This is a genomic window from Pseudomonas fluorescens, from assembly GCF_004683905.1.
GTDB classification, from domain to species: Bacteria; Pseudomonadota; Gammaproteobacteria; order Pseudomonadales; family Pseudomonadaceae; genus Aquipseudomonas; species Aquipseudomonas putida_A.
The window spans coordinates 4,782,565-4,797,358 of record NZ_CP038438.1 but is presented as its reverse complement, the minus strand read 5'-3'; the positions used below and the strand labels follow the sequence as shown (position 1 = coordinate 4,797,358).

13 protein-coding genes are annotated in these 14,794 nt (G+C 59.9%); 10 read left to right on the top strand and 3 right to left on the bottom strand.

Translation table 11 applies throughout. From position 1 onward, the window contains the following. Window positions 1-73: 73 nt before the first annotated feature. Entirely contained in the window at window positions 74-2,125 is a 2,052-nt protein-coding gene (metG, locus tag E4T63_RS22050; protein ID WP_135296459.1) for a methionine--tRNA ligase, read from the bottom strand. Between the two features lie 321 nt (window positions 2,126-2,446). Here metG and apbC point away from each other — a divergent pair, with 321 nt between their 5' ends. Further along, complete coding sequence (apbC, locus tag E4T63_RS22045; RefSeq protein ID WP_098965355.1) at window positions 2,447-3,541, top strand: iron-sulfur cluster carrier protein ApbC; 1,095 nt, start codon at window positions 2,447-2,449, stop codon at window positions 3,539-3,541. A 143-nt stretch (window positions 3,542-3,684) separates the two neighbouring features. Here apbC and E4T63_RS22040 read toward each other — a convergent pair whose 3' ends face one another. Continuing rightward, window positions 3,685-4,443, bottom strand: a complete 759-nt coding sequence (locus E4T63_RS22040; RefSeq protein ID WP_098965353.1) for an SDR family oxidoreductase — start codon at window positions 4,441-4,443, stop codon at window positions 3,685-3,687. 164 nt (window positions 4,444-4,607) lie between these two features. Between E4T63_RS22040 and E4T63_RS22035 the strand changes: the two genes are divergently transcribed. The 4 genes from E4T63_RS22035 to groL all read left to right on the top strand — a co-directional run bounded on the left by E4T63_RS22035 (window position 4,608) and on the right by groL (window position 8,130). Next, entirely contained in the window at window positions 4,608-5,339 is a 732-nt protein-coding gene (locus tag E4T63_RS22035; RefSeq protein ID WP_135296458.1) for a HugZ family protein, read from the top strand. Window positions 5,340-5,404: 65 nt separating this feature from the next. Further along, window positions 5,405-5,881, top strand: a complete 477-nt coding sequence (locus tag E4T63_RS22030) for an FxsA family protein (protein ID WP_034153496.1) — start codon at window positions 5,405-5,407, stop codon at window positions 5,879-5,881. A gap of 258 nt (window positions 5,882-6,139) precedes the next feature. After that, on the top strand, window positions 6,140-6,433 hold the full coding sequence (locus E4T63_RS22025) for a co-chaperone GroES (RefSeq protein WP_003227685.1): 294 nt from the start codon (window positions 6,140-6,142) through the stop codon (window positions 6,431-6,433). A 50-nt stretch (window positions 6,434-6,483) separates the two neighbouring features. Beyond that, window positions 6,484-8,130, top strand: a complete 1,647-nt coding sequence (groL, locus tag E4T63_RS22020; protein WP_007964008.1) for a chaperonin GroEL — start codon at window positions 6,484-6,486, stop codon at window positions 8,128-8,130. A gap of 217 nt (window positions 8,131-8,347) precedes the next feature. Here the strand turns inward: groL and E4T63_RS22015 are convergent, their stop codons facing one another. After that, window positions 8,348-10,297 carry an LTA synthase family protein gene (locus tag E4T63_RS22015; protein ID WP_134787220.1) on the bottom strand — a complete coding sequence of 650 codons (1,950 nt, stop codon included), beginning with the start codon at window positions 10,295-10,297 and terminating at the stop codon, window positions 8,348-8,350. A gap of 203 nt (window positions 10,298-10,500) precedes the next feature. On the opposite strand from E4T63_RS22015, the gene colR reads away from it, so the two are divergent. The 5 genes from colR to E4T63_RS21990 all read left to right on the top strand — a co-directional run bounded on the left by colR (window position 10,501) and on the right by E4T63_RS21990 (window position 14,215). Further along, complete coding sequence (gene colR, locus E4T63_RS22010; protein WP_007964011.1) at window positions 10,501-11,184, top strand: two-component system response regulator ColR; 684 nt, start codon at window positions 10,501-10,503, stop codon at window positions 11,182-11,184. Then, complete coding sequence (locus E4T63_RS22005; RefSeq protein WP_135296457.1) at window positions 11,174-12,457, top strand: sensor histidine kinase; 1,284 nt, start codon at window positions 11,174-11,176, stop codon at window positions 12,455-12,457. Before colR ends, E4T63_RS22005 begins: the two co-directional genes overlap by 11 nt. Before the next feature lie 141 nt (window positions 12,458-12,598). Then, window positions 12,599-13,267: a class I SAM-dependent methyltransferase gene (locus E4T63_RS22000; protein WP_098965345.1), complete on the top strand. Its 669-nt coding sequence runs from the start codon at window positions 12,599-12,601 to the stop codon at window positions 13,265-13,267. Between the two features lie 4 nt (window positions 13,268-13,271). Beyond that, window positions 13,272-13,985, top strand: a complete 714-nt coding sequence (locus tag E4T63_RS21995) for a lipopolysaccharide kinase InaA family protein (protein WP_096795130.1) — start codon at window positions 13,272-13,274, stop codon at window positions 13,983-13,985. 2 nt (window positions 13,986-13,987) lie between these two features. After that, window positions 13,988-14,215: a hypothetical protein gene (locus E4T63_RS21990; protein WP_025111684.1), complete on the top strand. Its 228-nt coding sequence runs from the start codon at window positions 13,988-13,990 to the stop codon at window positions 14,213-14,215. Window positions 14,216-14,794: the final 579 nt, after the last annotated feature.

Sequence of the window (14,794 nt, the reverse complement as noted above, 5' to 3'; positions counted from 1 at the left end):
GATGGGTGGGCCAGATATGAAAAATCCCACAGGCCTGCAGAACATGCCTGTGGGATCGTTTCAGCGCTGGGTCTTACTTGATGCGTTGACCCGGCTTGGCGCCGCTGTCCGGGCTCAGCAGGTAGATTTCTTCACCGCCAGGGCCGGCGGCCATCACCATGCCTTCGGAGATGCCGAACTTCATTTTCCGTGGCTTGAGGTTGGCGATCATCATGGTCAGGCGACCGTCGAGTTTCGACGGGTCCGGGTAAGCGCTCTTGATCCCGGAGAACACGTTGCGCTGCTCGTCACCGATGTCCAGCGTCAGGCGCAGCAGCTTGTCCGCACCTTCCACGTGTTCAGCCTTGACGATCAAAGCCACGCGCAGGTCGACGGCAGCAAAGGTGTCGAAGTCGATTTCCGGCGACAGCGGATCCTTGGCCAGTTCGCCGTTGCCCGCAGGCGCGGCAGCGCCAGTGTCGGTCTGGCTGGCGGTCAGGTCTTCTTTCGAGGCGTCGGTCATGGCTTGCACTTTTACCGGGTCGATGCGAGTCATCAACGGCTTGAATTCATTGAGCTGATGGTTGGCCAGCAGCGTGGTGTGGTCGTTCCAGGTCAGCGGGGCGACGTTGAGGAATGCCTCGGCGTCGGCGGCCAGCAGTGGCAGCACCGGTTTGAGGAAGATCACCAGCTGGCGGAACAGGTTGATGCCGGTGGCGCAGATCGCCTGGACTTCATCCTGCTTGCCCTCCTGCTTGTTCAACGACCATGGGGCCTTGTCGGCGATCCAGGCGTTGGCGCGGTCGGCCAGGGCCATGGTTTCACGCATGGCGCGGGCAAAGTCGCGCGCTTCATAGGCGTCGGCAATGCTTGGCGCCGCAGCGAGGAACGCTTCGGTCAGCTCTGGCGCAGCGTTGTTGTCGACCAGCAGGCCGCCGTTGCCCTTGTGGATGAAACCGGCGCAACGGCTGGCGATGTTGACCACTTTGCCGACCAGGTCGGAGTTGACCTTCTGCACGAAGTCTTCGAGGTTCAGATCGAGGTCATCGACGCCACGGCCCAGTTTGGCCGCGTAGTAGTAGCGCAGGTATTCCGGCGACAGGTGATCCAGGTAGGTACGGGCCTTGATGAAAGTGCCACGGGACTTGGACATCTTCTGGCCGTTGACGGTCAGGTAGCCGTGCACGTTGATCCCGGTCGGCTTGCGGAAACCGGCGCCTTCGAGCATGGCGGGCCAGAACAGGGCGTGGAAGTTGACGATGTCCTTGCCGATGAAGTGGTACAGCTCGGCGGTGGAGTCCTTGCCCCAGAACGCGTCGAAGTCCAGCTCCGGCGTGCGGTTGCAGAGGTTCTTGAAGCTGGCCATGTAGCCGATCGGCGCGTCCAGCCACACGTAGAAATACTTGCCCGGCTCGTCGGGGATCTCGAAACCGAAGTACGGCGCATCGCGGGAGATGTCCCACTGCTGCAGGCCGGCGTCCAGCCACTCGGCGATCTTGTTGGCCACGGCGTCCTGCAAGGTGCCGCTGCGGGTCCAGGTCTGCAGCATCTGCTGGAAGTCTGGCAGTTTGAAGAAGAAATGCTGGGAATCCTTGAGCACCGGAGTGGCGCCGGAGATCGCCGACTTCGGATCCTTCAGATCGGTTGGCGCGTAGGTCGCACCGCATTTTTCGCAGTTGTCGCCGTACTGGTCTTCGGTGCCGCATTTCGGGCAGGTGCCCTTGATGAAGCGGTCGGCCAGGAACATTTTCTTTTCCGGATCGAAATACTGGGTGATCGAGCGCTGGGCAATGTGCCCGGAGTCACGCAGCTTCAGATAGATCTGGCTCGACAGCTCACGGTTTTCTTCGGCGTGAGTGGAGTGGAAGTTGTCGAAGTCGACCAGGAACTCGGCAAAGTCGGCGCTGTGTTCAGCCTGCACGTTGGCGATCAGTTGTTCCGGGGTGATGCCTTCCTTTTCCGCGCGCAGCATGATCGCCGAACCGTGGGCGTCGTCGGCACAGACATAGATGCATTGATTGCCGCGATGCTTCTGGAAGCGCACCCACATATCGGTCTGGATGTATTCCAGCATATGGCCAAGGTGAATCGAACCGTTGGCGTAGGGCAGGGCGCTGGTGACGAGGATCTTGCGTGGTTCGGACATGTGGGGCTTCGCTACTTGATGAAACGGAGGTCGGCCACTATAAAGCGCTGGCGCATATTTTTCACCCTGTGCCGCTGGGTACTTTGAGAGCATTTGTAGCGAGGGGATTCATCCCCGATGGGTGGCGAAGCCGCCCCCAAACCCGATATCAGGGCCTATCAGGTACACCGCGGGTGATGGTTCTGCGACTGCTGCGCAGCCGATCGGGGATAAATCCCCTCGCCACAGGTGCTGACTTGCTCAAGTAATCAGTTCGCCACAAATCTGCGTCCAGCGTACGATACCCGCCATCTTTTCCCAGTCTTGTTATCGGAGTTGCCCATGAGTGCCGTCACTCGCGCAGCGGTGGAAGCCGTCCTCAGCCAATACACCGACCCCTACCTGAACCAGGACCCGGTCAGCGCCGGTTGCGTGAAGCACATCGAGATCGATGGCGACCGCGTGAAGGTTCAGATGGAAATCGGCTACGCCGCCGGTCTGTTCAAGAGCGGCTGGGCACAGTTGCTGCAGCTGGCCATCGAAAATCTTGATGGGGTGACGATCGCCAAGGTCGAGGTCAACAGCGTGATCGCCGCGCACAAGGCCCAGGCGCAGATCCCGGGCCTGGCCAACGTCAAGAACGTGGTCGCCGTGGCTTCGGGCAAGGGTGGTGTGGGCAAGTCGACCACGGCGGCCAACCTCGCGCTGGCGCTGGCCCGTGAAGGCGCCAAGGTGGGGATTCTCGACGCCGACATCTATGGCCCGAGCCAGGGCATCATGTTCGGCATCCCCGAGCGCACCCGCCCCGAGGTCAAGGATCAGAAGTGGTTCGTGCCGCTCAAGGCCCACGGTGTCGAAGTCATGTCGATGGCGTTCCTGACCGACGACAACACGCCGATGGTCTGGCGCGGGCCGATGGTCTCCGGCGCACTGCTGCAACTGGTCACGCAAACCGCGTGGGGTGACCTGGATTATCTGGTGATCGACATGCCCCCAGGTACCGGCGACATCCAGTTGACCCTGGCGCAGAAAGTCCCGGTGGCCGGTGCGGTGATCGTCACTACTCCGCAGGATCTGGCGTTGCTGGACGCGCGCAAAGGCGTGGAAATGTTCCGCAAGGTCAACATTCCGGTGCTGGGCGTGGTGGAAAACATGGCGGTGCACATCTGCTCGAACTGCGGACATGCCGAGCACCTGTTCGGTGAGGGCGGTGGCGAAAAGCTGGCGACCCAATATGGCGTCGAACTGCTGGCCTCGCTGCCGCTGTCGATGCTGATCCGCGAGCAGGCCGATGGCGGCAAGCCAACGGTGATCGCCGAACCGGACAGCCAGATTGCCATGGTCTATCAGGAACTGGCCCGCCACGTCGGCGCGCGCATTGTGTTGCAGGAAGCGGCGACGCCGGCGATGCCTAACATCAGCATCAGCGACGATTGATAAGCAGAAACACAATCAACTGTGGGAGCGGGCTTGCTCCGGGCGGCGTTCCGACGAAGGCGGTGTGTCAGTCGACGAAAATGTTGTCTGACCCACCGCCTTCGCGAGCAAGCCCGCTCCCACACTGGTTTTTGTATTGCCAGTCAGATCCGCAAGCCGCCATCCATCTCCAGAATCCGCCCGGTGTAGTAGTCGTTCTCGAAGATGTACGCCGCCGAATGGGCGATCTCTTCCGGTTTGCCCATGCGCTTGAGCGGGATTCCCGAGGTCATCTTCTCCAACGCTTCCGGCTTCATGCCCAGGGTCATCTCGGTTTCGATGAAGCCCGGCGCAATGCCTGCCACGCGAATGCCATAACGCGCCAGTTCCTTGGCCCAGGTCACAGTGGCTGCGGCCACGCCAGCCTTGGCGGCAGAGTAGTTGGTCTGGCCGACGTTACCGGCTCGGGAGATCGAAGAAATATTGATGATCGCGCCGCTGTTCTTCAGCTCGACCATTTTCGCCGCCACTTCACGGGTGCACAGGAACACGCCGGTCAGGTTGACGTCGATTACCGCCTGCCACTGGGCCAGACTCATCTTGGTCATTTCGCCGTCCTTGACCTTGAGCAGCAGACCATCCCGCAGGATCCCGGCGTTGTTGATCAGGCCATGGATCGCGCCGAAATCTTCGGCAACCTGCGCGACCATGTGCTCAACCTGTTCTTCATTGGCCACGTTGCACAGATAGCTGCGCGCCTCGACGCCTTTGGCCTTGCAGGCTGCGACCGCGTCGTCGAGTTTTTCCTGATTGAGATCCACCAAGGCCAGCTTCGCGCCTTTGCCGGCGAAATACTCGGCCATGGAACGGCCCAAACCCTGGCAACCGCCGGTGATAATGATTATTTTGTCGTTGAGTTGCATTCGCATGCCCCGATAGCCGGTCTGAGTGGTTTTTGTTATTGGCGACGCTCGATCCGTACCGGTTATGGCCAGACTGCACATGAGCATTGCCCGATGGCGTGACCGGGACCTATCCCCAGGCGCCTGTCCGTTTTTTCGACGGATTCTATTTAAGGAGTCATAAATTGAGCGTTGAAGCGGCCAAGAATGCCCGAGAATTGCTTCTCAAGGAATACCGTGGCGTATTGTCCACCCACTCCAAATCGATGCCCGGTTTCCCGTTTGGCTCGGTGGTGCCGTATTGCCTGGATGAGCAGGGTCGCCCGCTGATCCTGATCAGCCGCATCGCCCAGCACACCCACAACCTGCAGAAGGACCCGAAATGTTCGCTGCTGGTGGGCGAGCGCGAGGCCGACGACGTGCAGGCCGTTGGTCGCCTGACCTGTCTGGCCGAAGCGCAGAAGCTCGAAGACCCGGCTGCCATCGAAGCCGCCGCCGAACGTTACTACCGGTATTTCCCCGACTCGCAGAACTATCACAAGGCCCACGATTTTGATTTCTGGGTGCTCAACCCGGTGCGTCATCGCTACATCGGCGGTTTCGGCGCGATTCACTGGATCGATCAGCTGACCCTGGCCAACCCGTTTGCCGGCAAGGCGGAAATCAGCATGGTCGAGCACATGAACTGCGATCACGCCAAAGCCATCGCCCACTACGTGGAGCTCAGCGGGTTGCCGAAAACCGTACCGGCGCAACTGGCCGGAATCGACAGCGAAGGCATGCACTTGCGCATCGGTCAGGCACTGTATTGGCTGCCGTTTCCAGCGCTTTGTCATACGCCGATACAAGTGCGCGAAGCCTTGGTTTCTCTGGCTCACGCCGAGGTCTGGCCAAAAAATGCGGTGGCCGACGCTTGAATTCACGAAAGGGCGACGTCATCTAAGGCTTACTGCAAGGCATTTCTTGCGTTGAGGAATCTTTGATGCGCCCTTTTTTGTTGCTCTTTCTGCTGTTTCCGGTGCTGGAGCTGTTCGTATTCGTCAAAGTGGCAGGGGCGATCGGGTTTTTCCCGGCCCTGCTGCTGATCATTCTCGGCTCGATGTTCGGTGTGTTCGTACTGCGCGTCGCCGGTCTGGCCACGGCACTGCGTGCCCGTGAAAGCCTGAATCGCGGTGAGTTGCCCGCACAGACCATGCTTGAAGGCTTGATGCTCGCCTTGGCCGGTGGCCTGTTGATCCTGCCGGGCTTCATCAGCGACGTGGTCGGTCTGGTGATGCTGCTGCCGTTCACCCGTCGTCTGCTGGCCAATAAAATGCGTCAGCGCGCCGAAGAACAGGCGATGCGTCAGCGGGCCTTCGCCGACGACCTGCAACCCCGTGGCGGTCCTGCACCGCGCCAGCCTCTGGGCCGCGAGGGTGATGTGATCGAAGGCGAGTTCGAACATCGCGACAGCAAGTAACCCCTGCTTCGGCACGGCACCTTCGGGTGCCGTTTGTTTATGCGCGGCATTCAAGGGGCAATTGATGAAAAATTTTCTGCCCCCGCCCTTGTAATAAGCTTATGCGCCCTTATGTATCGGTCACCGAAAGGTTTCCGGCATTCAAGCCGGACAGACTTCCGCGGTTCGCTCGACGAACCGCAACCGGCGCAGGCCGGATTTGTTAAACCCGCCGGGACTACACCGGCCGATGAAAACCACAATTAGGAGAGATCGACAATGAAGCTTCGTCCTCTGCATGACCGCGTCGTCATCCGTCGCAGCGAAGAAGAAAAGAAAACCGCTGGCGGTATCGTCCTGCCAGGTTCGGCTGCTGAAAAAGCCAACCACGGTGTGATCGTCGCTGCAGGCCCAGGCAAGACTCTGGAAAACGGTGAAGTGCGTGCGCTGGCCGTTAAAGTCGGCGACAAGGTTGTGTTCGGTCCTTACTCCGGCAGCAACACTGTGAAAGTCGACGGCGAAGACCTGCTGGTAATGGCTGAGAACGAGATTCTCGCTGTACTGGAAGGCTGATTTCCCCGCTCATTTTCCCGTTACTACAAAGTATTTAAGGAATATCGATCATGGCTGCTAAAGAAGTTAAGTTCGGCGATGCCGCCCGCTCCAAGATGCTCAAAGGCGTCAACGTTCTGGCTGACGCGGTAAAAGCGACCCTGGGCCCGAAAGGCCGTAACGTGATCCTCGAGAAGAGCTTCGGCGCTCCGACCATCACCAAGGACGGCGTTTCCGTCGCCAAGGAAATCGAACTCGAAGATCGCTTCGAAAACATGGGCGCGCAGCTGGTCAAAGACGTTGCCTCCCGTGCCAACGATGACGCTGGTGACGGTACTACCACCGCGACCGTTCTGGCTCAATCGATCGTCAACGAAGGCCTGAAAGCCGTCGCTGCCGGCATGAACCCGATGGACCTGAAGCGCGGTATCGACAAAGCGACCATCGCGATCGTCAAAGAGCTGAAAGCCCTGTCCAAGCCATGCGCTGACACCAAGGCTATCGCTCAGGTAGGCACCATCTCCGCCAACTCCGACAACTCCATCGGCGACATCATTGCCGAAGCCATGGAAAAAGTCGGTAAAGAAGGCGTGATCACCGTTGAAGAAGGCTCGGGCCTGGAAAACGAACTGTCGGTTGTAGAAGGCATGCAGTTCGACCGTGGCTACCTGTCCCCGTACTTCGTCAACAAGCCGGACACCATGGTGGCCGAGCTCGACGGCCCGCTGATCCTGTTGGTCGACAAAAAGATCTCGAACATCCGCGAAATGCTGCCAGTGCTGGAAGCCGTTGCCAAAGCCGGCCGTCCACTGCTGATCGTTGCCGAAGACGTTGAAGGCGAAGCCCTGGCGACTCTGGTCGTGAACAACATGCGTGGCATCGTCAAGGTTGCAGCCGTCAAGGCTCCAGGCTTCGGCGACCGTCGCAAGGCCATGCTGCAGGACATCGCCGTTCTGACCGGCGGTACCGTGATCTCCGAAGAGATCGGCCTGAGCCTGGAAAGCACCACCCTGGAGCACCTGGGTAACGCCAAGCGCGTGACCCTGTCCAAGGAAAACACCATCATCGTTGACGGTGCTGGCGTACAAGGCGACATCGAAGCCCGTATCGCTCAGATCCGCGCCCAGGTTGCCGAGACTTCCTCGGACTACGACCGTGAAAAACTGCAAGAGCGTCTGGCCAAGCTGTCCGGCGGCGTTGCAGTGATCAAGGTTGGCGCTGGTTCCGAAGTTGAAATGAAAGAGAAGAAGGCCCGCGTTGAAGACGCCCTGCACGCAACCCGTGCAGCCGTTGAAGAAGGCGTGGTACCTGGCGGTGGCGTTGCGCTGATCCGTGCTCTGGAAGCCCTGACCGAACTGACCGGCGACAACGCTGACCAGAACGTCGGTATCGCTGTACTGCGTCGTGCTGTTGAAGCACCGCTGCGTCAGATCGCTGCCAACTCCGGTGACGAGCCAAGCGTAGTCGTCAACGAAGTGAAGAACGGCAAAGGTAACTTCGGTTACAACGCTGCTTCGGGCGAATACGGCGACATGATCGAAATGGGCATCCTGGACCCAACCAAGGTAACCCGTTCCGCTCTGCAAGCTGCAGCCTCGATCGGCGGTCTGATCCTGACCACCGAAGCGGCTGTTGCTGATGCACCGAAGAAAGAAGGCTCGGCTGGCGGCGGTATGCCAGACATGGGCGGCATGGGTGGCATGGGCGGCATGATGTAAGCCAGCCTTACCCCTGTAACGAAAAACCCCGCCTGCGATGAGCAGGCGGGGTTTTTTATTGCCTTCGATTTGTTGTTGGCGCTATACCGAGGTGGGGCCATCGCTGGCAAGCCAGCTCCCACAGGTTTAGCGCAATCCTTGTGGGAGCTGGCTTGCCAGCGATGGCGTCAGAGCAGTCGACACAAAGCTTGACTGACCTGACCTGAACCACCGTCGGTTACTGCTCGCTGACCTGGACAGTGCTGTCCTTCGCCGGCTTCCAGCTCAACAACTGCTGTTTGAAGCCATAACTGGCCGCCTGGTAATACGCAATCGCCCGGCTGACCAGCGGATCGTCGCTGGTAACTCGCGATTCACGGCTCTCGGTCAATGCATCATCATGCCGGCGCAAGCCCTGGCGTGGGCTGAGGATCGCCAGATCCTTGCCGTCGAACAGGCCCAGATGCTGGTAGTTGCCGACCACCACGCGCGGTGGCAGCGGGTTGTCCTGCAACAGGTTGCGACCGAAGAACGTCGAGGTGTAATCCAGGTTGAGCAAGCCCAGCAGTGTCGGCGCCAGGTCGATCTGACTGGCCAGTTGCGCGCTTTCGCGGGCTTCGATCATTTTCGGCGCGTAGATGAACAGCGGAATCTGATAGTTGCTGATCGGCAAGTCTTCCTTGCCGGCGCTGCCCGCGGTGTGGTCGGCGACGAAGATGAAGATCGTATTGTCGAACCACGGCTTTTGCCGCGCCTGCTCCAGGAACTGACCAATCGCATAGTCGGTGTACTTCACCGCACCATCACGGCCGTTGCCGGATTTGATGTCGATCCGGTTGTCCGGGTAGGTGTAAGGGCGATGGTTGGAGGTGGTCATCAGTTGCAGCAGAAACGGCTGCTGTTTGGCGTAGTCGGCATCCGCCAGTTTCAGGGTCTGGCGGTACAGATCTTCGTCGGCCATGCCCCAGGCGTTCTTGAAGTGGATCTCGGCTTCATCGACGCTGCTCTGATCGACCACACGATAGCCGTTGCCGCTGAAGAACGCGTTCATGTTGTCGAAGTAGCCGCGTCCGCCGTAGACGAACACGCTGTCGTAACCCACCGCGCTCAACTGCTGGCCAAGGCTGGCGAAACCGCTTTCACGGCCGATGCGCTTGACGATCGAGCGGCCTGGCGTCGGCGGGATGGCCAGGGTGATCGCTTCCAGACCGCGGTCGGTGCGGGTGCCGGTGGCGTAGAAGTTGTTGAAGTACAGGCTCTGCTTGCGCAAGGCGTCGAGGTTTGGCGTCAGGTTGCGACCGTCGCCATTGCTGCCCAGGTACTTGGCGCTCAGGCTTTCGATGGTCACCAGCACAATGTTCGGCTTGCGCGGGGTGCCCGGGTTGTCGATCACCCGGCGAATGTCCTGGGGATCCTTGCCGATGAAGCGCGCGTCGCTTTCGCTCAGCTCGGCGCGGATCTGGCTGGCGACTTTTTCTGCCGGCAGGCTCTTGTAGAACTGGGTGTAGTCGAGTTCATTGTTACGGAACGCGGCGAAGAACTGATACGGGCCGTTGCTGGCCAGTTCGTTCTGGTAGGCGTTGCCGCCCTGGGCACGTGGGGCGTCCTGGCTGAGCAGTTGCAGGCTCAGACCCGCGACGATCAACAGGCCCAAGGCACTGAGCAGACGCCCGCGCAGCGCTGGCAGCGGGGCATTCATGGCAGCATTGAACGGCTTGCCCAAGGCAAAGCTGATAACCACGGCCAGTACCGCGAGGAGGCTCAGCAGTTTGCCGATCGGGTACGACTCGAGGACGTTGTTCAGCACTTCGTCGGAATACACCAGGTAATCGACGGCGATGAAGTTGAAACGCACGCCGAACTCGTCCCAGAACAGCCATTCGGCCACCGCCACGAACAGCATGGCGAACAGGCTGATGGTCAGCAGGGCGCGCAGGAACCCGCGATGCCCACGACGACGCCACAGGCCCGGCGGGCAGAGCAGCAGGTACAAGCCCATCGGCAATGCCGCATAGGCCAGGAAACCCAGGTCGTAGAGCGCGCCGATGCCGAACACCGACAGGGCGAAGCCGCCGGCCTCATCCAGGTGAGTCAGCAGCAGTACCGCTCGAGTCAGAAGAAAGATGACCAGCCAGGCGCCGGTGATGAGCAGCAGAAAGCGCATGGGCGCAGTCTTGAAAGGGTCCATTGTCTCGTTTTCCTTATATCAATGGCGCGCGAGTGTCACGGCGCCACTGTAATCAGGTTGTGAATCCATAGTGAAAACTTTGTTAAATATTTAATTTGGTTAGGCAAATGGATCGGCGTGCCTGCCGGCCCTAGCCCTGAAACGGCGTTGGCCTTAAGCTGCGCGGGCCATGACGGCCGTAACTGTGTACGGAGGAGATGCCAATGCGAATTCTATTGGTCGAAGACAACCGCGATATCCTGGCCAACCTGGCCGATTACCTGGGGCTCAAAGGCTATACCGTCGATTGCGCCCAGGACGGCTTGTCGGGCCTGCATCTGGCTGCCACCGAGCATTACGACCTGATCGTGCTCGATATCATGCTGCCGGGGATCGACGGCTACACCCTGTGCAAGCGCCTGCGTGAAGACGCCCGACGCGATACGCCGGTGATCATGCTCACCGCCCGCGATCAACTGGACGACCGCCTGCAGGGCTTCAAGTCCGGGGCTGATGATTACCTGGTCAAACCGTTTGCCCTGTCGGAACTGGCGGCACGCATCGAAGCCGTGATGCGTCGCACCCAGGGCGGCGGCCGTCGCGCGCTGCAGGTCGGTGACCTGACCTACGACCTCGACACGCTGGAAGTGACCCGCGAGGGCAAGCTGCTCAAGCTCAACCCGGTCGGGCTGAAGCTGCTGGCAGTCTTGATGCAGAAGAGTCCGCACGTCCTGCGTCGGGAAATTCTCGAAGAAGCGCTGTGGGGCGATGACTGCCCGGACAGCGACAGCCTGCGCAGCCACGTCCACCAATTGCGTCAGGTGATCGACAAGCCATTCGCCAAGCCGTTGCTGCAAACCGTGCACGGCGTGGGTTACCGCCTGGCCGAGGGGCGTGATGGAGTTTAAGCAAAGCCTTTCCCAGCGGATCATCATCGCCTTTGCGCTGATGAGTGCGCTGGTGGCCGGGGCCTTCGCCATGGGCATCGTGGCGACCGTGCACCTGGTGGAGGAGAAACTGATTTCGGCGGGGCTGGGCGGCGACCTGCAACGTCTGCTGCTGATGGACAACGTCTCGGACTGGAGCCATCGCCCGGAACCGGACCAGTTGTTCTATTTCAGCGGCGGACCGGGTGATTTCGAGCTGCCCAAGGATCTGCGTCACCTCGATGCGGGGTTCCACGAAGTGTTCCGCGAGCAGCTGTCGTATCACGCGATGGTCGAGATCGTCGACGGTCGCCGCTACGTGCTGCTGCAGGATCAAAGCGATTTCGAAGAGCGTGAACGCGTGCTGTTTGCCGTGGTGCTGGTGGGCTTTGTGCTCAGTCTGGCGCTGGCCGTATTCCTCGGCTGGGTGCTGGCGCGCAAGGTCATGGCGCCGGTGGTGCGCCTGGCACGGCAAGTACGGCATCGCGATCAGTTGCTCGGTCTGGCGCCGCCACTGGCGCCGGACTATGCGGCTGACGAAGTCGGCGAACTGGCGGTGGCGTTCGATGCAACGCTTGGTCGTCTGCGTCAGGCGCTGACCCGCGAGCGGCTGTTCACCAGTGACGTCAGCCACGAACTGCGCACGCCGTTAATGGTGCTGGCCAGTTCCTGCGAACTGCTGCTGGAAAATCCGGGGCTGGATCAACGCGGTCGTGCCCAGGTCGAGCGCATCGCCCGCGCCAGCGAAGAAATGCGTGAACTGGTGCAGACCTTCCTGATGCTCGCCCGCGCCCAGCGTGAAGACGCCGGTTCAGCGCCGCAGCAGAACATCAGTCAGGTGGCCAATGGCTTGTTGAGTATCTGGCGTGAACCGATCGAATCGAAAGGGCTGCGGCTGATGTTCGAGCCGGGCAATCCGCCGGACACTCGCTTCAACGCGACTCTGCTCAGCGCGGTCATGGGCAATTTGTTGCGCAACGCCTGCCACTACACCGAGCAGGGCTTCATCCGCCTGACGCTCAACGACAACGGCTTCGTCGTCGAAGACTCGGGCGTCGGCATTCCCGAGGAAAAACGTGAGGCCATGTTCCAGCCCTTCGTGCGCGGCAATGAGAAGCGCGGCGAAGGCCTGGGTCTGGGTTTGTCGCTGGTGCAGCGGATCTGTGAAAACCAGGGCTGGGAGGTGACGTTGAGCACCATGCAGCCCAATGGCTGCCGCTTTGAGGTGACGCTGGGCCGTGCTGACGGTCGCTGATGGCCCCGCGCTATTGCTTTCTCCCTGTAAAACCCTGTAATAGTTTGCCGGTTTACCTGACGTAATTTTCACAAAGGGACGACCTGACGCTGACATGCCACTACCTATGGTAGGGGCATCAGTTATTCAGGAGTCCTGAAAATGAGCAGACCGATCAAGCTCGATTTTTCCGAAAAGTATGATGACCAGCATGCACAAAAATATTTGCGCAAGCATCAGGACGGTCTCGGTCGTCGGTTGTCACATTGGCGGGACGAGCAACTGGCCCGCAAGGCGTTGACGCTGGCGGGCGAGCCGGGGCTGGTTCTGGATCTGCCGTGTGGTGCAGGGCGTTTCTGGCCGTTGCTGGCGGAAAAACCCAATCGGGTGATCATTGGCGCGGACAATTCCGAGTCTATGATCAAGACCGCGATGCAGGCGCAGCCGGCTGATGTGGTGAAACGGGTACAACCTTTGCACACGTCAGCGTTCGACATTGCCTTGCCGGATAACGCCGTCGACAGCATTTTCTGCATGCGTTTGCTGCATCACATCGGTGAAGCCGAACATCGGCGGACGATTTTGCGCGAATTCGAGCGTGTCACCCGTGACAGCGTAATCATTTCGTTGTGGGTGGACGGTAATTTCAAGGCCTGGAAACGCAAACGCGCTGAACAGCGGCGCGGGCAGGAAGGTTACCAAAACCGGTTTGTGTTACCGGCTGTGACAGTAGAAAAAGAGTTCGAAGAGGCAGGTTTTCGCATTCAGGAACAACTGGACTTCATTCCGCTCTATGCCATGTGGCGGGTTTACGTATTACGCAAGAGGTAACAGGATGGCGGTGCAAATAGCAGCAGAAACGGAAGTCGCTCCCCAAGATCGCTTCGACTACTACTGGAACCAGCGCGGTGAATGGGTGGAAGAACCCAACGTGCGCCGTGGCGGGGAAAGTGGTGTGCAACGAGTCGTGGGCCGTGACGGCCAGTTACTGTATGCCAAGCGCCAGACCGGACATATCTATCGCAGTTGGCTGCATCCCTTCGGCCGGCCGACAGTCTTGCGAGAGCTGGATGCCCTGACCGGTGTCAGCCGCCTCGGCGTACGCGTCCCGCAAATCGTCTTCTGCGGTGCGCAGCCCGATCCGCAACACAAGTGGCGTGCGCTGCTGGTGACCAAGTCGCTGGACGGTTTCGACGAACTCGAGAAGTGGGAAGCCGCCGGTGGCCGTGCCCAATATGGCGAAGCGGTTTACGAGCGCGTCCTCAAAGACCTGGCCGAAAACCTCGCGCGCATGCACAAGGGCCGTTGGCAGCACAGCTGTATCTACATCAAACACGTTTTTGTACGGGTGACCGGCGAAGGTGATTCGGCTCAGGTCGAAGTGGCATTGATCGATCTGGAGAAATGCCGTCAGCGTCTGACCGCTTATCGCGCGGCCTCCCATGACATGAAGCAATTGCGTCGCCATTCGTCGTTCAGCGACACGGACTGGAAAAAACTCGTCTACTTTTATGAGACGGCGTTTGGCAGCGCTATCAAAGGTTTATAGCGATGAAACTCGAAATTGCACGAGGTTTGTTTTTGGTTGGAGCCTTGGCAGTTGCTTCATTGGCGGTGGCGGCCTGGGAGCAGCCCCGCATGCAGGTGATCGGTGCTACCACAGGCGATGCTCACTGCGCAGTACCACGGGTGGCGAAAGCCTCCGTGGCCACTAAACCTGACCATGATCTGTTGTTGTTCATGTTCGGACTTTCTCAAGGGATGAGGCCACAGAGTTGAACCGATTGAAGCCAAAATGAAAGGCCTCGCAGATGCGAGGCCTTTTTTATTGCGCGTGTTCCAGGGATCACACCATTCCCCTGTGGGATCGGCGATGGATGGCAGGTTTGTGGCTGGCCGCGATCAAGGGTGGGAGTGGGCTTGCTCACGAAGGGGCCGGCACATTCAGCATTGCTGTTGACTGACCTGGCGCTTTCGCGAGCAAGCCCGCTCCCACAGGGGACTGTGGTGGATGAAGGATTGGGGGGGCTTGCCGCGATCAAGGGTGGGAGTGGGCTTGCTCACGAAGGGGCCGGCACATTCAGCATTGCTGTTGACTGACCCGACGCTTTCGCGAGCAAGCCCGCTCCCACAGGGGACTGTGGTGGATGAAGGATTGGGGGGCTTGCCGCGATCAAGGGTGGGAGTGGGCTTGCTCACGAAGAGGCCGGCACATTCAGCATGGCTGTTGACTGACCTGACGCTTTCGCGAGCAAGCCCGCTGCCACAGGGGACTGTGGTGGATGAAGGATTGGGGGGGCTGGCCGCGATCAAGGGTGGGAGTGGGCTTGCTCACGAAGGGGCCGGCACATTCAGCAT

Bases quoted from the DNA above. Each gene is read 5' to 3' on its own strand.
- metG (WP_135296459.1), bottom strand. From the start codon at position 2,125: ATGTCCGAACCACGCAAGATCCTCGTCACCAGCGCCCTGCCCTACGCC.
- apbC (WP_098965355.1), top strand. From the start codon at position 2,447: ATGAGTGCCGTCACTCGCGCAGCGGTGGAAGCCGTCCTCAGCCAATAC.
- E4T63_RS22040 (WP_098965353.1), bottom strand. From the start codon at position 4,443: ATGCAACTCAACGACAAAATAATCATTATCACCGGCGGTTGCCAGGGT.
- E4T63_RS22030 (WP_034153496.1), top strand. From the start codon at position 5,405: ATGCGCCCTTTTTTGTTGCTCTTTCTGCTGTTTCCGGTGCTGGAGCTG.
- E4T63_RS22025 (WP_003227685.1), top strand. From the start codon at position 6,140: ATGAAGCTTCGTCCTCTGCATGACCGCGTCGTCATCCGTCGCAGCGAA.
- groL (WP_007964008.1), top strand. From the start codon at position 6,484: ATGGCTGCTAAAGAAGTTAAGTTCGGCGATGCCGCCCGCTCCAAGATG.
- E4T63_RS22015 (WP_134787220.1), bottom strand. From the start codon at position 10,297: ATGGACCCTTTCAAGACTGCGCCCATGCGCTTTCTGCTGCTCATCACC.
- colR (WP_007964011.1), top strand. From the start codon at position 10,501: ATGCGAATTCTATTGGTCGAAGACAACCGCGATATCCTGGCCAACCTG.
- E4T63_RS22005 (WP_135296457.1), top strand. From the start codon at position 11,174: ATGGAGTTTAAGCAAAGCCTTTCCCAGCGGATCATCATCGCCTTTGCG.
- E4T63_RS22000 (WP_098965345.1), top strand. From the start codon at position 12,599: ATGAGCAGACCGATCAAGCTCGATTTTTCCGAAAAGTATGATGACCAG.
- E4T63_RS21995 (WP_096795130.1), top strand. From the start codon at position 13,272: ATGGCGGTGCAAATAGCAGCAGAAACGGAAGTCGCTCCCCAAGATCGC.
- E4T63_RS21990 (WP_025111684.1), top strand. From the start codon at position 13,988: ATGAAACTCGAAATTGCACGAGGTTTGTTTTTGGTTGGAGCCTTGGCA.